The organism is Aureispira sp. CCB-E (genome assembly GCF_031326345.1).
Taxonomy (GTDB): Bacteria; Bacteroidota; Bacteroidia; order Chitinophagales; family Saprospiraceae; genus Aureispira.
This window is the reverse complement of sequence record NZ_CP133671.1, coordinates 4,698,152-4,719,203: the sequence shown is the minus strand read 5'-3', so window position 1 is coordinate 4,719,203 and position 21,052 is coordinate 4,698,152. Positions and strand designations below refer to the sequence as shown.

The window sequence follows — 21,052 nt, the reverse complement described above, 5'->3', positions numbered from 1 at the left end:
ACTTACAATTATGCAAAACAATAAATTACTTTTACTCCTAATTACCTGTTTTTGGTGCGTAGGAGGAATTGTGTGGGGGCAATGTCCGAACAGCTACACAATTAACACACAAGGGCGACCGACTTGTGCAACGGCTAATAACGGCTCCATCAATGCGTCAGGTACGACCTATTATTCAGGGTCTACTTATATTTGGAATACAGGGGCGACCAATCGTTACTTATACAATCTTCCATCAGGACATTATTCTGTAACAGTAACTGACCCAACAAATTGTACCTACACAGCAACAACTTATTTAGCCCCTTCACCAACAGGCATAACCGTCAACCCTTCCTTCTCACCTTGTAATGGTATACTATATGCCAATCCATCTTGGCCTGCTAGCCATCCTTTTACTTATGTATGGAGTGATGGGAGCACACAAGAGTCTATTCAGAATCCAGCACCAGGGGTGTATACGGTGACAGTGACGGATGCGAATGGCTGTACTGGTGTTGGTACTAAAACAGTCACTACTTATCCTCCGCCAATGTCTGCTAGCCATACAACGACTCCTGCTACATGCAATGCAAATGATGGTTCTATAGATTTGACAGTAACAGGTGGAGTTGCTCCTTATACGTTTTATTGGAATGGAGTTGCTCAAGGGCAAACAGTAGAAGACCCGATTAATGTACCAGTTGGGGCGGCAGGAGTTAGTATTCGAGATGCTAATAACTGTTACTTGTATTATACCCTAAATGTTGATGGTCCTCAAATAGAAATGGAGGTTTCTAATATGAGTTGTGGCCAAATAAATGGCTCCATTACTGTAAATACTCAAAATTTGAGTAATCCAACATTTTTGTGGAGCACAGGAGCAACAACGCCAACGATCAGCAATTTATCGACTGGAGGATATAGTGTTACCGTAACCGATGGATCATGTGTATTGACAGGTAGTGGTACCATATCAGACGGAGGGAATGTTACAGCTTATATCGTAGATTCTACTCAAAACCCTTGTGTATCGGACATCTTGACTGCATATGGAAATGGTGGCGCCTCTACAGGATGGAATCCACCCTATAATGGATATACTTACTTATGGAATACAGGAGAAACAACGCCTGTTATTAATGTACAGTCAGGTGTAGCCTTGTATATTGTAACGATAACAGACGTGAATGGTTGTTCTGGTATAGATAGTCTTTGGGCAAACAGCTTGTCAAATGGGCTTAGCTTATCTTCTGTGGTGACGGATGCTACTTGTGGCAATAGCGATGGAGCAATTGATTTAACTGTATCGAATGGAACAGCTCAATCTTTTTATTGGTCTCCAACAGGAGCTACAACAGAAGACCTCACAGGCATTGCCGCAGGGTTTCATATTGTAGAAGTCAGAAACTGGTCGGGTTGTGTATATTCAGACACTATTCCAGTAGGAGAGTTTATCGAATTTTCTTCTACCAATGCTAGTTGTGGTCAAAACAATGGCTCTGCCACAGTGCATGATTATGGAATGACTAGCCCTACTTTTTCATGGAGCAATGGAGCAACAACACCTACCATTAATAATTTGTCGGCAGGAATGTATATTGTTACAGTGACCAATGGATCTTGTGTGATTATGGATACCGTAGATATTTTGGATGCGGGGCAAATTGTAGCGGGAATCACGGCAGAGTCTGCTTGTCAGCCTGATTATTTAACCGCAGCACCAACAGACGGAGCTGCGCCATATACCTACCTTTGGGGGAATGGAGCAACGGATCAAAGTATTTTGAATGTTGTTCCTGGTAATACATACGATGTTACGATTACAGATTCTAATGGATGTGCCGATGCTACTAGTTATACTGTGCCCAATCCTCCAGCAGTAACAGCAACTTATACCATTATAGATGCTACTTGTAATAATAAGAATGGTGGAATTGATTTGACCATGACAGGAGGTGCCTTACCCTATAATTATCAGTGGTCTTATGGCAATGCCAATGTAAAAGATTTGTTTGGCATTTATCCTGGACAATATTCTGTTAGCATAACTGATAATAACGGATGTGAATTAGAAATTAATAATATGGTTGTTGGAGGTCAAACGAATATAACCGTGTCAAGAACAATTACACAGCCCAATGCATCGAATACAGGTGGAGCAATTGACATTACAGTATCAGGAGTCAACAACCCAACCTTCTTATGGAGTAACGGAGCCACAACAGAGGATATTAGCAATCTATCTGCTGGATGGTATACGGTTTCTATAACAGATCCTGTAACTGGTTGCGTGTTTGATAGAGATTATCACTTATCAGTAACTAGTACCAACATTGTTATTAGAGGGTATGTATACGATGTGTCGGGTACAGGAACTTGTCAAACTGGTTTGCCTCTGCCTTATGAAATGGTTCGTCTGCAACCGTTGGGTCTAACAACGTTTACCAATGCCCAAGGTCGTTATACCTTTAATATATCAACTCCTGGTACATATACTGTCGAATATATCAACACTTCACCATTGACAACCACTGTTATTTGTCCAACGGGGGGAACAGCAACAGTAAATGCAACAGCAAGTGGTTACTTCTTTAATAATTTCTATTTAACGAATCCACCTGTTCAGGATTTGGAAGTTGACTTGTGGGATTATAGCAATGCAACGCCAGGATTTAGTTATTATACTAGAATTGACTATTGTAACAAAGGTAATATTATTATGAATGGTACCTTAGAGTACGATTACAATAGTTTGCTAGGTTTTGAATCTATTACAGGATGGGGTTCTACCTTGACTTTTCATGATATTCCTGGACATAAATTTTACTGGTCATTTAGCAACTTGAACCCAGGTGCTTGTCGTTCTGTGGATGTTAAATTTACAGTGCCTACAAATATGACATTAGGAACATTGCTACAAGGAACAGCGGATGTTTTACCATTAGTTGGAGATGCGACGCCTGCCAACAATACCGATGGATTATCAACAACAGTAGTTGGTTCTTGGGATCCGAATGACAAGCAGGTAGCTCCTTACCATAGTGGAGATGCTTGGAATGGCGGAATCATTTACACAACAGATGAAGAATTAGAATATAATATTCGTTTCCAAAATACAGGAACAGCACCAGCTCACTTTGTCATTATTCGTGATACCTTGGATGTGAATTTATTGCCAGAAACAATTCGAGATATTAAGACAAAACATAATGCAGAAGTGAGTCTAGAGAATGGCAATATACTTGTATTTACATTTAATAATATTTATTTGCCTGATTCAGCAACTGACTTTGATGCAAGTATGGGATTTGTAAAGTTCAAAATCAAGCGAATTGCAGGTCTACCAGTTGGAACACAAATAGAAAACACAGCCGCTATTTATTTTGACTATAACGAGCCTGTGATTACCAATACTCCAATCAGTATTATTGATCAATTTTCTTCTGTGGTCGATATAGATAATAAAGCATTAAAAGTAGAAACAATGCCGAATCCATTTGAGCGTGGAATTACTTTGAAATATACGTTAGAAGAAACCTCAGAGGTAACCATTCGAGTTATGAATAGTATTGGTCAGTGTGTGCATACTCATATTGTAGGTGCGAGACAAGCCGAAGGAGTATATATTGAACAGTTGAATATGGAAGATTTACCAAGTGGAATGTATTTGTTAAATGTAGAAACTAGCAAGGCGATAACGACAACTAAAATTGTGAAGCGTTAGTATAAGTTATTCATTTGCCAATAGTATTTATAGCCCCCAATCAAGCAATCCTATATGAACTTTAGTTCGTATAGGATTTGCTTTTGAATGCATTGCTTCTACTGTTCGAGAATGTTAAATTTAGATTTTGTATAATCTGATTAATGGCATCTTTATTTTGATTTTGAATTATCTTGAGAATAGTTTTTGAAGTTTTAAGTTGTTGTAATTTAGTATTTTATGTTTTTGTTTTGGGTTGGCGTACCCTGAAAAGCTACGAGTAAATGATGATAAAGTATAAATAATGTTTTTGCTGCTATTAAGTACGGAGTTTATTTTTACAGCTGAGTGCAGAATTCCAATAATAGATCCGATATTGGGTATTTGAAGAGAAGAGATCAACTGCCAACTTAAAATTGGCACTTATTATATTAATTATGTTAAACTAATCCAATGAATTACATTTTTGTTTTAATAACATTTGTCCTACTGTTGTTCAACAGCGATTTATTTGGGCAAAATAATGTTGTTAATTTTTACAAAGGCGAAAAAGAATTTGAGTCCAATATTTTGGAGTTTACTTCAAAAAAACTCAGTTCTTATGAAATTTTCCAAAATCGATTTTATCGTTTTGTACAATTTAATGAGATACCAAATGTTGCTCAACAAGAGCAAATCAGAGCAATTGGTATTCAATTGTTAGAATACATTCCTAATAAACTATATGTTGCTTCTATTCCTGTTGGAATAGATATAGCTGTATTAAAGAATCTTAATATTAGAAGTATTGTACCAATAGAAAGAACGTATAAAATAAGCCAACGATTAGAGGATGAGGATTATCCAAATTGGGCAAAAGAAGGAGAATTTGTCAAAGTCATCATTCGTTATCATCAAGATATTTCACCTTCTTTAGCAAAGGCTGAAATGAAAAGAATGGGTATCAATGTTCAACACGCAATGGACCATGCTCAAATGATTGTTGCTCAATTATTACCTCAAGAAATAGAAAAGATAGCAGGAACAGCGTTGGTCCGGTATATAGATCTTATCTCAGAACCAGGAAAGCCAGAATCAGATGTTGGGCGCCATTTGCACCGAGCGAATGCTATAGATGGTGAATTTTATGGTGCTCGAAATTATGATGGAACAGGCGTTTCCATAGCCATCAACGACGATGGATTTGTAGGACCACATATTGATTTTAAAGGACGTGCCAACCAGCAAGAAGTAGCGGGCGATTTTACGGGAAGTCACGGAGATATGGTCGCTGGTATTGCAGGAGGGGCAGGAAATTTAAATCCATTGATGCGAGGAATGGCAACGGGGTCTTATCTCCATATTCGCCAATACGATGCAGCTATGCCTGGAACAATTCCATTACACCAAGATAGTGCGGTGTTGGTTTTTTGTTCTTCTTATAGCAATGGTTGTAATGCTGGGTATACCAACACGACAGCCTTGGTTGACCAAGAAATTTACAACAATCCAACCCTAATACAAGTATTCTCCGCAGGAAATAGCAACAACCAAAATTGCGGTTATGGAGCCGGAAACCAATGGGGGAATATTACTGGCGGTCATAAAATGGGAAAGAATGTTATTGCAACGGCGAATTTAGATGCTAATGATACGATTGTCAATAGTAGCAGCCGCGGACCTGCATCAGATGGACGGATTAAGCCTGATATTGCAGCACATGGAGCAGGTCAAATGTCTACGGATCCCAACAATGTTTATTCACCAGGAGGAGGAACTTCTGCTGCTGCGCCTGGAATTACTGGCGTAATGGCTCAATTGCACCATGCGTATCGCAATTTGAATGGAGGAGCAACAGCTCCTTCTGCCTTATTAAAAGCAGCCTTGCTAAATACCGCCACTGATTTGGGGAACGATGGACCTGATTTTATATATGGTTGGGGAAAAGTAAATGGTTTGAGAGCGGTTCAATTGTTGGAAGACAACCGCTATTTGAGTGGGACATTGGTTCATGGTGACAGTAATAGTCATTCTATTAGTATTCCCGTAGGAGTACAGCGGGCTAAAATTATGGTCTATTGGGCAGATAGAGAAGCTTCGACAGCAGCAGCAACGGCATTGGTAAATGACTTGGATGCGACCGTAGTTGCTCCCAATACAGGAGTACATTTACCTTGGTTATTAAACCATACTCCAAACCCAACTACGTTAGCTTTGCCAGCTACCAAAGGAGTTGATCATTTGAATAACGTAGAAGAAATTGCAATTGATAACCCAACAGCAGGTACTTATACTTTGAAGGTAAAAGGAACGACAATTCCAATGGGGACACAAGATTACTTTGTCGTGTATGAGTTTTTGATGGAGGACATTACCGTCGTTTATCCAATGGGAGGCGAGGGGCTAATTCCTGGATCTAACAATAGGATTTATTGGGATGCTTATGGTAATTCTGGAACTTTCTTGATTGAATATACTGTAGACAACGGAAATTCATGGATAACAATTGAAGCGGCTGAACCAGGAGCAAGTCGTTTTATAGACTGGACAGTACCTACTACCGTTACAGGAGCTGCTAAAGTACGTGTTTCTAGAGCTGGAATAAGTGGTGAAAGTGTTGCTAATTTTAATATTATAGATCAAGTACCTAACTTGCGAGTTAATTTAGTTTGTCCAACAACAAATACAATTGGTCTAGTTTGGGATAGTGTCCCTGGAGCAATTGAGTACGACGTTTTTATGCTGGGAAGCCAATACATGGACTCAATCGGTACTACTACCACATTAAATTTTGATTTAACAGTTGCCGATATCAATAATGAGGCATGGTTTTCTGTACGTGCTAGAGGACAGAATGGTCTTGTTGGTTTAAGAGCCAATGCTATTTTATACGAAGGTTTTGGCGTTGATCAAGGATGTTATATCGCCTGTGGTGGCATACATGATGTTGGGATAAAACAATTTAACATGCTTGATTCTGTTTGGGGGTATTGTGATTTGAGCCCTAAAACATTGTCTGTTGAGCTCTTTAATGAAGGGTATGCTACAGAAACTACCATACCCATCTATTATCAGTTAGGAAGCAATCCTATCGTTACAGAAACATATACAGGAACATTGTCTTCGCAGAATAGTACTACTTTTTCTTTTATCAATTCAATTAACATCCCTACACCAGGCACTTACGAGTTGAAAGTATGGACAGGCTTGACGACAGATGCTAGAGACTGTAATGATACGCTTCGACAAATGATTATAGCCATAGATACATTACCATCTATTTTTCCGATAGAAGAGAATTTTGATAATGGCGTTTTTCCAGAATCTTTTGCTTATGTAATTGATGTAAATAACGATGTGACATGGGACACAATCAATGTAATCGGTGCTTCGGGTAGTGTGACTACTGTAATGAAAATGAACAATGAGTTTTTTAATTATGGTTATGAAGAGAGGAGCGATATTTTTGGTTTAAGTGCTATAGATTTGACATCAGGAATAGCAGGCGCTGCTGCTCAATTAATTTTTGATGTTTCTTACCGCCCTCAGGCTTTTGGTACCGAAGCATCTGATGACTTAAGGATTGATTATTCCATAGATTGTGGGCAGACATTTCACCAACTCTATTTCAAGGATGGTTTAGATTTAAGTACAAGTTCTTCTAGAACTCAATTTTGGATGCCTAGTAGCGCAAGTGATTGGAGGCGAGAGTATGTCGATCTAACGCCTTTGATTGGTAATGATGTTCTTTTGAGATTTGTTAATATTCCAGGGCATTTTGGAACAGGGAATGACTTGTATATAGACAATATAAATATAGAGTTTGGTACGTTGTCTCCTATAGCTGACTTTTCTTCTGATGTTGTCTATTCTTGTGATGGTCAAGTCTCATTTAAAGATGAATCAGGGAATCAACCCACGCAATGGTTGTGGAATTTTGGGGATGGAAATACATCAACACAAGCGAATCCAAGACATACTTATACCTCAGAAGGAGTTTATAGCGTCTCTTTGGAGGTTACGAATGGAGGAGGAACCAATACTGTTACGAGAAATGGATATGTAGAAGTGAAATACCCTGAAGTGCTTTCTACACAGGGGAATACCGTGTGTCAAGATGAATCAGCTCGTTTGAGAGCTTATGGAAATTGGCAGACTAACTTGCATTGGTATGATAGTGGGAATAACTTATTATATGTAGGAACAGACTTTAATACCCCATTGCTAGATACAACAACGACTTACCAAGTCAAGAGTGTTTATCAATCACCTATTATAAGAATGGGACCTACCGATCCTACGACTGTAGGAGCAACAAGTACTACTATCAATGGTGGATATGCGGCACTCAACTTTACTGCTGAAACAGATTTTTATCTAGTTTCTGTTTGGGTAGAGGCTAATAGTGCAGGTCCTCGAACAATTGAATTGTGGGATGGTTTTAATGGAAATACAGCAACCAATACTTTATTGGAATCTAAAACCATTAATTTAGTAGGTGGAGGGCAACGAGTTGCTTTAGCATTTGAAGTGCCGGCTGCTGGCAATTATAGTTTGGTAGGCGCCAATATGGATTTGGTGAGCAATACGGCGGGAGTAAGTTATCCATATACCATAACCGACGTTGTTTCTATTGTTAGTGCTTATGGTGGTGGTGCAGTTGCGCCTACAACGAACACAAGTTCTTATAACTACTTTTACGATTGGGAAATTAGATTAGATTTTTGCGAAAGTGCTCCGACAAGCGTTACCGCAGATGTAATAGCATCTTTTTCAACTTCTGTTAGTGGAAATACAGCAACTTTTTCAAGTAATCCTAATGCAAGCCTTTGGTTTTGGGTTTTTGGAGATGGTAGCATTTCTACCCAACCCAATCCCGTCCATGTTTATTCTGCTTTGGGCACTTACGAAGTGACATTAAGTATGAATATCAATGGAATTAGTTGTAGTTTTAGAGATACGGTTATTGTTACAACTATAGTGGATGTTCCTAAAATTGAGAATACAATAGGTTGGAACATACAACCAAATCCAACAACAGAAACAACGGTATTGAAGTTTAACGCTCCACTAAAAGAAGATTACCAAGTAGAAGTCGTTGGCGTAGGAGGGAATGTTTTGATCAACGAATCAATACCAGAAGGAAAAATACAAATTTCCCTTGATGTTAGTAGGTTAAATCCTGCTGTGTATTTTGTTCGATTGATTAGTAATAAAGGAATTGAAGTTAAAAAATTGCTGATACAGCACTAAATTTTTAAAGTGTATATCGTATGTTCGTTTGTTTACATACGATATACATTTGTTTTTAGCAAATTCATCCAAACACAAATTGCCCATTTTTAAGTAAGGTATAGCGATGTGTATTTATGGAGTTGGCTTTTGGTGCAACACCTTTTTTAAAGGCAGAATAAAACCGTTTAATTTGACTTTTTAAAATCAAAACTAAGTCGTCAGATTGTATAAATTCCATGTCTGAGCGGCAAGAGAAACCTAAGTTATATCCTTTGGTTTCTTGAAAATTGAAAGTAGAACTTCCAAAAACCATTTTAGAATCAATAAACTCTTGCGTATTGGGGTTATAACTAGCAATAAAAGAAGCTGCAAGAAGGTTTTTATCTTCAATAGCTTTGTAATAAAATGTAAAGGCAACCATAGCGGAGTCTTCGTGCAAGACTTGCCCATAGCTATAGGTAGCATCGGGCGTATCAATATAAGGATGCAAGGTTTGAGTCGTAAGGGCTGGTTGTATAAATTGTTGGCATAAGTCAGAAGGTATTGGTGTGCCAGATTCAACGACCTTGGTTTGTTCTATAAGGTGCGCTAAATTTTTGACAGAACCTTTTTCTTCTTTGGCTGCGGTTGGTGCAGAATCGTTAGAAGATTCAGAAGAACTACAAGATAGACCAACGGACAGCATCAATGCAAGAATAGTAATGTGATAAACAGAGATTTTCATTATGTAGGCAAAATGTGAATAAAGAAATTGATAAAAAAATTCAAAGTAACTAAAAATAATTAGAATTATTACAAAGGTACTTATTGGTATTAACGGTGCTAAAAAGACACAAAAGTATATCTTTAGATGAATAAACAAGTTGATGTGATTCTATGCCATATATTGTCGACAAGTAACCGATATTAGTTTGTCAATTGCAATTCATCAATATTCATTAATTTTAAGGCAGCCTTTGTTTGGTTGACAGGACGTTTGCATGTCCTGTTTTGACAAACATAAATTGTTGTTTCTCCAGAGATTAATTTGTCTTTTAATAAACTTAGAGAGCCTTCTTCTTTTCCTCCCATTAAGAGCACATTGGGGAGATAGTATTGATCCAACTCTTTGCGTTTGACAGAATAGTCAGCTCCCATAATAGCTACCTCATAGGGTGGTTGAATAATGGACAACATTAAATTAGCCCAATTAGAAAAGTACCCAGGGTTATCCAATACATTAGCACTAACATTAGCCAGCATTTGCTTTGCTTTTTGATCGTAATCTTTATTATGAAAGTACAAACCTAGTTGATACAAATTATTAGCCATTTCAGAGTTAGAAGCAGGAATAACATTATCTGTTACCTCCATTTTTCGGGCAACCAAATTGGCATTATAATCTGGAGTATAATTAAACATACCCGAAGCTTCGTCAAAAAAATGCTCTAAAGTATGATCAGTTAATGCTTTTGCTCGCTGCAACCACTGTTCGTCAAATGTCACTTGGTACAGTTCGATAAAAGCACTAATTAGAAAAGCATAATCATCCAAGAAACCTGTAATTGAAGCTTTTCCATCCTTGTAATTTCTGGTAATTTTATATCCCTTTTGAATGCTTTTTTGTACAAGAAAATTGGCATTTTTTAGAGCTGCTTTTAAAAATTTAGGTTCATCAAAAGCTCGATAGGCTTTTACATATCCTTTTAGCATTAGAGCATTCCACGATGTCAGAATTTTGTCGTCTAGCCCAGGACGAATGCGTTGGTTTCTAGCTTGAAGCATTTTAGAATTGAGATGGGTGATTTTTTTCTGAAAGGCCTCCTCACTCAACTGGTATCTTGCGGCAATTTGCTCGGTACTTTTTTTGCGGAATAGAATATTGGTTTTGTGTTCCCAATTGCCAGCCAAAGTAGCATTATAATAATCCATAAACAAACCTGCTTCTTTGCCTAGGATACTTTTGATTTCTTCGGCTGTCCACACATAAAATTTCCCTTCTTCCCCCTCGCTATCAGCATCTAACGAAGCATAAAAACCACCTTCGGGACTTGTCATTTCTTGGTTAATCCACTCTAAGGTTTCGTAAACGACTTTTTTATACAGTGGTTTTTTAGTTTGTTGATAGGCTTGAGCATACAATGCTACCAACTGACCATTGTCATAAAGCATTTTTTCAAAATGGGGTGCTTTCCAGATAGCATCAGTAGAGTAACGGGCAAAACCGCCCCTCAATTGGTCATAAATACCACCTAAAGCCATTTTGTCTAGTGTTGTTAACGTAGCCTCTAGGGCTTGAGAGTTGCTATCAAGCACTGCGTAACGTAGTAAGTAATTCCAAGTAGAAGGCAACGGAAATTTATTACTACTTCTATTAAAACCACCCTCTTTAAAATCAATTGTTGCTTTCCATTTTTCAAAAGAAACCGATACTTTGTCCATCGTATAAGAAGGAGGAGTTGGGTTGAGGTTGACCGCCCCCGATTGGGCAAGCCCTTCTGTAACTTGTTGAGCAGCTTCTTGCAATTTGTTTGGACTATCTTTGTAAAGGCGTATAAAGTGCTTAAGTACTTTGGTCCAATCCGATTTAGGATAGTAGGTGCCCGCAAAAAATGGTTTTCCATCTGGCAATGCAATAGCATTTAGTGGCCAACCTCCACGTTGATTGATTAGCTGACAGGCAGTCATGTAAATTTGGTCAACATCGGGACGTTCTTCTCGATCTACTTTTATACACACAAAATGATCGTTCATAAGCTGAGCAACAGTCGAATCTTCAAAACTCTCATGCTCCATAACATGACACCAATGGCAAGCAGCATAACCAATACTAATTAAAAGCATTTTATGTTCATTTTTGGCTTTTTCTAAAGCCTCGGTACCCCAAGGATACCAATTGACAGGATTGTGAGCGTGTTGCAGTAAATAAGGACTGCTTTCGTGAATCAACGCATTTGTGTATAAGGGAGGATCTTCTGAATGAGTTGCATTTTTTTTGTCAGGATGTTTTTGGGCACAACTGATGATGTTAAAACTTAGGAGAAAAAGAAGTAGGTGAATATAGTTCATTGAATGGTGCATGTTTTACGTACAATAGACCGTTAAAACACACTAGCAGCAAGTTAGCTAAATAAAGTGAGCCAGTGGCAAGTAGGGACTATTAGCTCAACTATAAAAAGAATAATATTACTTACTTTGGGCTAAGAGAGAGTGTATTATTTTAATAGTTGATTCGTGGTTAAAAATTTCTTTTAAATCGGACAACAAATCTTCCTGATCCACGCATTCATAGGTGATTTCAGGAGTATGAAAATCAAGTTCTAATGGATATAGAGTTATCTTGTGCATAATGCTAAGCAACAAATACCTGTAGTTGTTCATGTTAGGGGCAACAATGTAAAAGTGTAGGACGGTATCGCCATTAGTTTGCGTTACAGTTGAAACATCAACATGGAGTACATTTTTAGTTTTTTCATTAAGAAAATTTCCTTGTTCTAATAAAATAGCTTTGGGAGTAACAACTGGATTCATGTCAAAATCAGGCCAAAGATTTTTGTTCTCGTTTGCCATACAGTAGGTATTATTTTTAAGCAAATGCTGTATTTAAAAAACAGATTCGTGTTTTGATACTCTGAATTAATAGTTTTGATATCAAGGGTGTGTGTTTGGTTTTATGGAGCATAGTTGAATGATTACAGTAATTGACGGTTGAAGAGTGAGATAATGGTTTAATACGATTTTCTAATGGATTAGGCTATTGAAACTATGAAAATAATCATATTTTCTTCTTCAAGCAACTCTTTTTTATGTTTTGTCATTTGAAAACCTATGATCATGAGTTAATTTATACAGATAATTTTGTGAATATCGACCGTGGGCATTCTTTTTTGTTGAAATTATGGATCAAGGATGATAGGTCTAGTCCATTGGTTTAGGCTTGGAAACAAGTCAGTTAGAATGCAAGGTAGTAAATAAAAAAAAGCATAAACATTTTTGTTTTTGCCTATGAATATTTTTGTTTCTATACATAAAATGTATAACTTGCTTAAGTAAGGAATTTTATTCACTCAAATTAAAATTAATGAATTATGGGACCTAACTTTATAATTCTCCCGGCAGTTGCTTTAATCCCTCTTATCGTGGGCTTCATATGGTATAATCCTAAAGTAATGGGAAATGCTTGGATGCAAGAAACGGGGATGACAGAGGAAAAAGCACAACAAGGGAATATGTTGGTTATTTTTGGAAGTACGTATATTTTTTCTTTGTTTCTTTCGTTTGCTTTACTAGGAGCGGTTGTGCACCAATTTGGAATTTTTCAGCTATTTGCAAGCCAGGAAGGTTTTGGAGAGGCAGGCTCTGAGGTAATGAAATCATTTGAGAGCATTATGGCTATTGTTGGCGATCGGCACCTAACATTTAGCCATGGAGCTTTTCATGGTCTATTTTATGGGATTGTGGTCGCATTACCTATTTTAGGAATTAATGCCTTGTTTGAGCAAAAAACTTGGAAATATATATTTATCAATGTAGGATACTGGACACTTTCTCTAGCTTTGATGGGAGGTGTCATCGGACAATGGGGCTATAATGTATAGTTAAATAGCAATGCTAATTTTTTTTAGCTTTAAATTAGCATTGCTACTTTTTTAAAACCAAGTTTTCTATTATTAAAGGTAGAAAGCTTACATTTGATGCTATGTTACTAGCACTAAGCTAACGTTTTGTATAAAAATTAGTAAAGGACTAGTGTTTTAACGCCAGATTCTCACTCGAAAATTACGACCATCAAATGAAAATATTGATATTTCTTTTTCTTCTTCCTACTTTTATTTATGCTCAAGATGCTTATACTAGATGGATAGCAATACAAGAAGGCTCAGGAATACATTTGCTTGAAACTTGCAAAGAAAAAAGGGTGTATGGGAGTGAATCAGGAAAAAGTAGTGACTTAAAACTTCGGCAATATCAGAAATACGAACAGGGAAGATTGGTTAAAGATATGATGTACGTTGATTATCCCCAACTAATGTATAATATTGAGATCAATTACCAACAAGATGGAACCGCAACAGGAATCAATTTAGAAGATTCGAGTATTGTGACTTATGCATTTACTCCAGAACAAAAACTCCGTTATTATGTCGTAGATCGACAAAATGATATGCACGTAGTGTATACCTATGATGATGATGGAGATTTGATTCGGTGCAAAGATTGTTTAGCTCCTTTTAACAATCATGATTGGTGTGCTTATTATAATTATTTTTATAATGATAAAAAACAACTTATTAAAACGGCATCGCATAATCTGGAAAAGGGAGCAGCTGTAACAACCAAAGTAGTGTTTGAAACAGATTCTCTAGTCTACAAAAACAATCGTTTAACTACTCGTTGGACAATTAACGCTGCTGGAGAAGAAATAAAAAAAGCGACATATACTTATAATAAAAAAGGTCTTCTAGTCGAAGAGTACTCCACTCAATTAGCCCCTTATCAAAATCCAAGAAGCTATTTAAAAACGTATGTTTATCACTGCAATGGTCAATTGAGGAAAGTAGAGGAAGTTTACTATACCAATAAGCATATCAATGGAAAACAAGTTTCTAAGTATAATAATAAAGGGCAAAAAATACGGCAAGAGTCTTATAAGGGAACGGATAATCGAACCAAATTGTATTTGATTAAATATAAAAGGTAAAGAAAATAAGCATTGGTAAATAACTAAAACGGCAGACTTTGTTTTTAGTCATAGGGTAGATTTTATATATTTATAAGATATAGTTGTGTAGTAGGTTATCATACTTGCACTTCGGTATTTTTTCTAATTAAAAAAGTTGTCCTATGAAAAACGTACTCTATTTATGTTTATTAGCTTGTATAATAAGTTGCAATCAAGTAGACAATCCAACTGAAAACCGTGTGGTCGCACCAACAGAGACAAAGGAAGATACATTGTCAACAACCATTGTTTCTAGTTTTGTATTTGTAGGGTGCAATCGAGTAAACCGTTCAGATGAAAAAAATCCCAATGCCACGGATGCGTCAACCGCAAATTTAGCCGCTTTGCAACGAATTTATGATGATATTTTAGAATTAGAACATCAACCAGACTTATTCTTTTTTTTGGGAGACTTAGTTCTAGGCGAATCGACAACAGAAAAGCTAGACAATCAATTGGAAGCTTGGGTTCAGCTGTTTAAGGATACTACATTTAGTAAAATTAGTGAATCAGGTATTGAACTGGTTGCAGTACCTGGCAACCATGAAATGTTAACGTATGCCGATCATGGAGATCCTGAACACGATGAGTGGCCTTTGAAAGGAGCAACAGAGTTATGGATGAAGCATATGAGCCCATTTATACCACTGGATTGTGAGCATGTAACAGGAACGGATAGCATCAATAATCAAGCAACCTTCTCTTTTGTTCGAAATAATTTAGGTTTTGTTGTCATGAATACCGACACCTATAATGCTCCAACTGAGCAAGCTCCATATGGTTTAGAGGGGATGATTCCATTAGATTGGATAGAAAAAAAGATAAAGGCACTCCAAGCAGATCCTACCATTGAACATGTTTTTGTTTTAGGTCACAAGCCTTATTATGTTGATGGCAAACCGCAAACAGGACACAAAGGATTTCCAGATGGACCTAAATTATGGCCTTTGTTATATCAATCGCGTGTGGTTGCGATGTTATCTGCTCATGTACATGATTATAATAGAGAACAACCCAATGGAGATGGAACTTATCAAATTATTGCTGGCAATGGTGGGAGCCCAGGACCAGCTCAATTTTTTGGTTATACCATCATTAATGTCTTAAGTGATGGTACTTTGGAGTTAGAATCGAGGGGATTTAATGTAGGAGAGCCTTATTATAAAGCTGTTCCAGAGCATCCTATGTTGGTACGAGATAGTACAATTCTTACTTGGGATAAAAATAAGAATCCTTATCAATTAAATCAATAAGAGTTGTTTTTAGTTAGAGGGGGTGAAAGTTGTATTAAAGTGAACTTAAGAAGGAAGCAATCTGTTTTCTAAAGGTTCAAAGGAACGATATCAGAATGATTAACCTAGTAATTTTAGCGATTGGCGTAATGTAAATAATCGCCTTGATAGGAAATTGCTTGAGAAACTTCTCAAAGTACTATTGATCTGTTTATAAGCTTGATCAAATTGAAACACACTTGTCAACATGGAGGCTAGAAATAAAAACAAAACCTTATTAATATTAGATTTAGATGAAACCTTAATTCATGCTAGAGAAACACCTTTAGAGCGTAAAGAAGCATTTAAAGCATTCCATTTCTATGTTTATTTGCGTCCTTATTTGAATGATTTTTTGAAGCAGATTAGAGATGATTTTTTAATAGCAGTTTGGTCATCTGCTTCGGAGGATTATGTGCAAAAAATCGTTGATCATATTTTTCCTAAAGATTATCCTTTGGAGTTTGTTTGGGGGCGGAAGCGGTGTGTCTACCGATCAAAACGATTTTCCAAAGATTATGGTCGATATTTGTCGGATTATGAAACGCCTTTTTTTATCTAAAACCGTTGCAAAAAGTAAAGCGGCAGGGCTTTAGATTGGAGCGTATATTGATTGTAGATGACTCTCCAGAAAAAGTACAAAATAGTTATGGGAATGCAATTTATCCAACTGAATACACAGGCAATAGTGAAGATGATGAACTCTTGCATCTAGCTACTTATTTGCAAACATTAAAAAACAAAACAAATGTTAGAACAATCGAAAAAAGAGGCTGGAAAACAGAAGTGCAGCAAGGGCTTTAGTGTTAAAGTCTGTAAAAAGGAAACTTTTAGTAGGTAGATAGAGTTGTACTGTTAATCTAAAAGCTCTACTTTGTAAGTGTTTTTGTAGTTTGATCTTCTAACAACTTAAAAAAGATGAAGTTAGCAAAAAATGTTAATAGAATATCTTAAGTAAAAGAGAATCCTTTTGGATAAAAATGCGTATATTTATAGTATGGTTTGTACACAAAACTATTTTTGAGAGCATAAAAGGCAATTCTTCAAAAGATTAACTAACTATTCAATAAAAGAAAGCTATACTCAATAGTAGTGTTTGTTAAAAATCACTGAAGAAAAAATAAATCAAGCTTTAATCATCATATTAGCTTGTATTAAAATAAACAAAATTTTGTTTACTAACAAATAATAAAACTCAGCATGAACATGAATAGAATGTTTATATTTGGAGCAGCATTGATTGCAAGTTCCTTATTAATTGGTTGCAATGACACCAATTCAGAAGATACACTAAGTTATCAATCATCGGCAGAGATGCGTGAGCAATCTATTGAATTGCAATCTGCTCAAAAATTGACCAACCCCGGCAAAATTTATGTCAAAGATGATATGATTTTGATTAATGAAATGGGTAAAGGGATTCATATGGTTTATAATGAAAATCCAGCAGAACCTAAAAAAGTTGGTTTTATTAAAATTCCTGGTAATATTGACGTAGCTGTAAAAGGAGATGTAATTTATGCTGATAATTACATGGACTTAGTTGCTTTAAATACCAAAACTGGTGAAATTAAACGTGTAAAAAATGCTTTTAAAGTATTTGAAAAACAACGTAGAGAACAGCTTTTGGCGATGAACAATGGAGTAGAGCCAATGAGTGGAATGAGAGCAACTCAATTTCAAGCAGTCTCTAATGGAACACCATCAAGCGCTGGAAACCCAGTAGGTACTGGGGGGTCTATGGCGCGTTTTACAATTGTTGATAACAATTTGTATGTTTTGGATGGCAACAATATGGTTGTCTACGATATTACAACGGTTGACAATCCTAAGAAAGTGAACGAAATTGCAATGGATTTTAATGTAGAAACGATTTTCCCACATGAAGGTCAATTGTTTATTGGTGGAACAGAAGGAATGTATATTTATGACAATTCTGATCCTTCGGCTCCTCGCTTCTTGAGTAAGTTTGAGCATGCTGTAGCTTGTGATCCTGTTGTTGTTGCTGGCAACCATGCTTATGTAACTTTGCGTAGTGGAGGTCCTTGTGATCGTGCGATTAATCAGTTGGATGTTGTAGATATTTCTGACATTAAAAACCCAACTTTGGTGAAAAATTTCCAAATGCACAACCCACATGGATTGAGTGTTCAAGAAAATACATTGTATTTGTGTGATGGAAACCAAGGATTAAAAGTGTATGATGTGACAGATAAAACTAATATCTTGGACAATTTGAAAGATGCGGATAGAAATATTCGCAAAGCATACGATGTTATTCCAAATCCTGACAATGGCACTCTTATCGTTGTTGGCAAAGATGGAATCTTCCAATATGATGCAATGGATCCAAGCAATATAGAACGTATTAGCGAAATTACAATAGAAGCTTAAGATAGCAACTGTTTGTGTAATTTGTTGTTAAATAGTAAATTATGAAAACCTTGTGGCAATAGCTGCAAGGTTTTTTTTATTTATATAAAGAAAAATAAGAAAAAAAGGAGGGTAGTCTTTTTTTCATACGGTTAAGTAAATGATGTTAGAGTTATGTTAGATTTTAACAAAATTTTTATGTTAAAATTTAATATTTAGTAAGCAGATATTCCTTGAGTTCCGTTTGTTAGGACGAACCAAATATTGAAGTTACTGAATTATTTTTAGGAAGATGCACCCAATTTTACTTTATAATTTATTTTCATAACCACACAAAACTTAGTTAAATTATGTACAAAAGAAATGTGTTTTTTGCAGCAGTAGCGATGCTATTTTTAATGGCTAGCTGCGTCAAGGACGACTGCACCAGAGTTATGACATACACTAAACATACACCAGTGTATAAAACTTTGGAAGAAATTCGTGTCGATCCGACCGTAGAACCTGCAAGAGATTTAAAGAATCCTGGAAAAATTTATCTATATGGTAATTTAATTCTGATTAATGAAAAAGGAGAAGGTGTTCATGTCATTGATAATGCCAATCCAAGTTCTCCCAACAAGTTGGCTTTTATTTCTATTCCTGGTAATATAGATATTGCTATGAGTGGAAATACATTGTATGCTGACAACTACATTGATTTATTGGCAATTGATGTGTCTAATATTCAAAATGCTCGTTTGAAAAAGCGTGTGCCGAATGCTTTTCCAGATTATGGAACAGACCCAGAATTGGGGATATTGGTAGCATACAACAGCGAAGAAGTAACAGAAGAAGTTCGTTGTGATGATCATAGTACTATGCAAGGAAATCAATGGGGAGGTATGCAAAATATTGATATGATGGCTAATAATGGAGTCAACAATGCAGGTGTATCGGCTAATGTAGGTGGTGCTGGTCGTGAAGCAATTGGTATTGGTGGGTCGATGGCACGTTTTGGCATCAATGGACAGCATTTGTATGTTGTAGACAACCAAGATATGCATATTTTTGATATTTCTAATTCAGAAGATCCTACTCGTGTAAATCAAGTAACAGTAGGAATGGGTTGGGGTATCGAAACAATTTTCCCTTACCAAGACAAATTGTTTATTGGTAGCAACACAGGAATGTTTATTTATGACAACAGCAATCCACAAAATCCAACTTACCTAAGCGAGTTTATACATGCAGATGTTTGTGATCCTGTTTTTGTTGACGGAAATTTTGCTTATGTAACATTGCGTAGTGGAACAAATTGCCAAGGCTTTAGCAACCAATTGGACGTAGTAGATATTACGAATATCACCAATCCAACACTTGTTAGTTCAACAAACATGCACAATCCTCATGGCTTGACCGTAAATGATGATAAATTGTATTTGTGCGATGGTTCTGATGGATTGAAGGTATTTGATGTTGCTGATAAAAATGCTATTGGGCAAAATCAATTGTTCCATGATAATTCATTCCCAGCATATGACGCTATCACAATTCCTAGAGCAAACGCAGTTATGGTGATTGGAAAAGATGGTTTCTATCAATACAATACAGCGAATCCAGCATCTTTAGAATTGCTTAGTCACATTCCTGTTAACAAATAGATAGATTGTTAAGAGGTTGCTAATAGTTTGCAAAGAAACTAAGACCTAATTTTACTTTCTGTTGGATGCAACAAACCAATTTAGTGACATTTCTATTAATGGCGCCAATTGCACTTATACAGAAAAATGGTCTTGCGCTATAGATAATAATTTTGTAAGCTATTATAAAACTTTACTTCGTGGAAACCACGTAAGAGCAGCGCAACTAATTAAAAGCGTAGCACGTACGAAGTAAATTGATGTAAAGGTACTTTGTGTTTTTTTGTAAAAAAAATACAAAGTATTAATAAAATATATCGACATATATTTAACAGGTAGAGCCGTTTTATCTACCTGTTAATTTTTAAATCAAAACTTGAATAAATGAACTACAAAAAGTTAATCTGCTCTTTATTAAGTGTTGTTGTTTTAGTATGTTTGACAACTGTCAATACTTGGGCACAAGAGGCAAAAGAAGATGTTGTTTACATGGAAAATGGGAGTGTCATAAGAGGTCAAGTAATAGAATACGACCCTAATGGTAATATCAAGATTGAAATTTATGGAGGAAGTGTCTTGGTCTACAAGAGCTCAGAAGTAGTTAAGATAGAAAAAGAGACGGCAAAAATTGTATTAGAAGTAAAGAAAAAGAAACGACCTAATCATAAAGTGCCCAATACAGGGATTTATGGAACCGTAGCAGTAGGAACACTAGGAGGATTAAGTGATTGGGGAGAACCGACTCCTGGGATTAGCTTGAAAGGAGCTGTTGGGTGGTATTTTCATCGGTTGCTTGGTGTCGGTGGAGGTGTTGGAATGATGAATTTAGGAGGTCCAACTTTTGTCCCTGTTTTTGCCAATATTCGAGGAAATTTTATGAAGTCTACGGCTAGTTTATTTTACGATATTAATGTCGGATATGGAATTGGTGTTGTTAATCCTTTGGCTTCAAATGGCTTGGGGAGAATGGAAGCTGCAGAAGGGGGCTTATATCTCAGACCTTCTATTGGAGTTCGTTTACCTTCTACTAGACAAACGCACGTATTTTTAGATTTCGGATATGTGATACAATTCTCAAGTGCTCAATATCGCGATTGGAATAATAATTCAATTTTTGAGAAAAGAACCATCTATAGACCTTCTCTTCGTGTTGGTGTTACATTCTAAGTTGTTTTATTAAAACATC

At 36.4% G+C, this 21,052-nt stretch carries 13 protein-coding genes; 10 read left to right on the top strand and 3 right to left on the bottom strand.

All coding sequences use genetic code 11. From position 1 onward, the window contains the following. The first annotated feature begins 10 nt into the window (after positions 1 to 10). Together QP953_RS18225 and QP953_RS18220 are read left to right on the top strand one after the other, a co-directional pair. A complete protein-coding gene (locus QP953_RS18225) occupies positions 11 to 3,706 on the top strand; it encodes a T9SS type A sorting domain-containing protein (RefSeq protein WP_309552257.1) in 3,696 nt (1,231 codons plus the stop codon). A 432-nt stretch (positions 3,707 to 4,138) separates the two neighbouring features. Beyond that, a complete protein-coding gene (locus tag QP953_RS18220; RefSeq protein ID WP_309552256.1) occupies positions 4,139 to 8,917 on the top strand; it encodes a S8 family serine peptidase in 4,779 nt (1,592 codons plus the stop codon). A 64-nt stretch (positions 8,918 to 8,981) separates the two neighbouring features. Here QP953_RS18220 and QP953_RS18215 read toward each other — a convergent pair whose 3' ends face one another. The 3 genes from QP953_RS18215 to QP953_RS18205 form a co-directional block, all read right to left on the bottom strand. Then, positions 8,982 to 9,623: a hypothetical protein gene (locus tag QP953_RS18215; protein WP_156039681.1), complete on the bottom strand. Its 642-nt coding sequence runs from the start codon at positions 9,621 to 9,623 to the stop codon at positions 8,982 to 8,984. Positions 9,624 to 9,805: 182 nt separating this feature from the next. Continuing rightward, positions 9,806 to 11,947 carry a thioredoxin domain-containing protein gene (locus QP953_RS18210; RefSeq protein WP_309552255.1) on the bottom strand — a complete coding sequence of 714 codons (2,142 nt, stop codon included), beginning with the start codon at positions 11,945 to 11,947 and terminating at the stop codon, positions 9,806 to 9,808. A 117-nt stretch (positions 11,948 to 12,064) separates the two neighbouring features. Then, positions 12,065 to 12,448, bottom strand: a complete 384-nt coding sequence (locus QP953_RS18205) for a hypothetical protein (protein WP_309552253.1) — start codon at positions 12,446 to 12,448, stop codon at positions 12,065 to 12,067. A 518-nt stretch (positions 12,449 to 12,966) separates the two neighbouring features. On the opposite strand from QP953_RS18205, the gene QP953_RS18200 reads away from it, so the two are divergent. The 8 genes from QP953_RS18200 to QP953_RS18165 all read left to right on the top strand — a co-directional run bounded on the left by QP953_RS18200 (position 12,967) and on the right by QP953_RS18165 (position 21,033). After that, positions 12,967 to 13,476 carry a DUF1761 domain-containing protein gene (locus QP953_RS18200; protein ID WP_052594310.1) on the top strand — a complete coding sequence of 170 codons (510 nt, stop codon included), beginning with the start codon at positions 12,967 to 12,969 and terminating at the stop codon, positions 13,474 to 13,476. A gap of 194 nt (positions 13,477 to 13,670) precedes the next feature. Then, complete coding sequence (locus QP953_RS18195) at positions 13,671 to 14,579, top strand: hypothetical protein (protein ID WP_052594308.1); 909 nt, start codon at positions 13,671 to 13,673, stop codon at positions 14,577 to 14,579. A 143-nt stretch (positions 14,580 to 14,722) separates the two neighbouring features. Beyond that, a complete protein-coding gene (locus QP953_RS18190) occupies positions 14,723 to 15,853 on the top strand; it encodes a metallophosphoesterase (protein WP_309552251.1) in 1,131 nt (376 codons plus the stop codon). A 226-nt stretch (positions 15,854 to 16,079) separates the two neighbouring features. After that, a complete protein-coding gene (locus QP953_RS18185; RefSeq protein WP_309552249.1) occupies positions 16,080 to 16,433 on the top strand; it encodes an HAD family hydrolase in 354 nt (117 codons plus the stop codon). Positions 16,434 to 16,438: 5 nt separating this feature from the next. Next, complete coding sequence (locus QP953_RS18180) at positions 16,439 to 16,675, top strand: NIF family HAD-type phosphatase (RefSeq protein WP_309552247.1); 237 nt, start codon at positions 16,439 to 16,441, stop codon at positions 16,673 to 16,675. Positions 16,676 to 17,077: 402 nt separating this feature from the next. Further along, a complete protein-coding gene (locus tag QP953_RS18175; protein WP_063833036.1) occupies positions 17,078 to 18,265 on the top strand; it encodes an LVIVD repeat-containing protein in 1,188 nt (395 codons plus the stop codon). A gap of 329 nt (positions 18,266 to 18,594) precedes the next feature. Then, on the top strand, positions 18,595 to 19,887 hold the full coding sequence (locus QP953_RS18170; protein ID WP_063833035.1) for an LVIVD repeat-containing protein: 1,293 nt from the start codon (positions 18,595 to 18,597) through the stop codon (positions 19,885 to 19,887). A gap of 363 nt (positions 19,888 to 20,250) precedes the next feature. Continuing rightward, complete coding sequence (locus tag QP953_RS18165; RefSeq protein ID WP_052594301.1) at positions 20,251 to 21,033, top strand: hypothetical protein; 783 nt, start codon at positions 20,251 to 20,253, stop codon at positions 21,031 to 21,033. Positions 21,034 to 21,052: the final 19 nt, after the last annotated feature.

Coding starts and splice junctions, on each gene's coding strand:
- QP953_RS18200 (WP_052594310.1), top strand. CDS start 12,967: ATGGGACCTAACTTTATAATTCTCCCGGCAGTTGCTTTAATCCCTCTT.
- QP953_RS18225 (WP_309552257.1), top strand. CDS start 11: ATGCAAAACAATAAATTACTTTTACTCCTAATTACCTGTTTTTGGTGC.
- QP953_RS18195 (WP_052594308.1), top strand. CDS start 13,671: ATGAAAATATTGATATTTCTTTTTCTTCTTCCTACTTTTATTTATGCT.
- QP953_RS18175 (WP_063833036.1), top strand. CDS start 17,078: ATGAATAGAATGTTTATATTTGGAGCAGCATTGATTGCAAGTTCCTTA.
- QP953_RS18165 (WP_052594301.1), top strand. CDS start 20,251: ATGAACTACAAAAAGTTAATCTGCTCTTTATTAAGTGTTGTTGTTTTA.
- QP953_RS18210 (WP_309552255.1), bottom strand. CDS start 11,947: ATGAACTATATTCACCTACTTCTTTTTCTCCTAAGTTTTAACATCATC.
- QP953_RS18170 (WP_063833035.1), top strand. CDS start 18,595: ATGTACAAAAGAAATGTGTTTTTTGCAGCAGTAGCGATGCTATTTTTA.
- QP953_RS18190 (WP_309552251.1), top strand. CDS start 14,723: ATGAAAAACGTACTCTATTTATGTTTATTAGCTTGTATAATAAGTTGC.
- QP953_RS18220 (WP_309552256.1), top strand. CDS start 4,139: ATGAATTACATTTTTGTTTTAATAACATTTGTCCTACTGTTGTTCAAC.
- QP953_RS18185 (WP_309552249.1), top strand. CDS start 16,080: ATGGAGGCTAGAAATAAAAACAAAACCTTATTAATATTAGATTTAGAT.
- QP953_RS18205 (WP_309552253.1), bottom strand. CDS start 12,448: ATGGCAAACGAGAACAAAAATCTTTGGCCTGATTTTGACATGAATCCA.
- QP953_RS18215 (WP_156039681.1), bottom strand. CDS start 9,623: ATGAAAATCTCTGTTTATCACATTACTATTCTTGCATTGATGCTGTCC.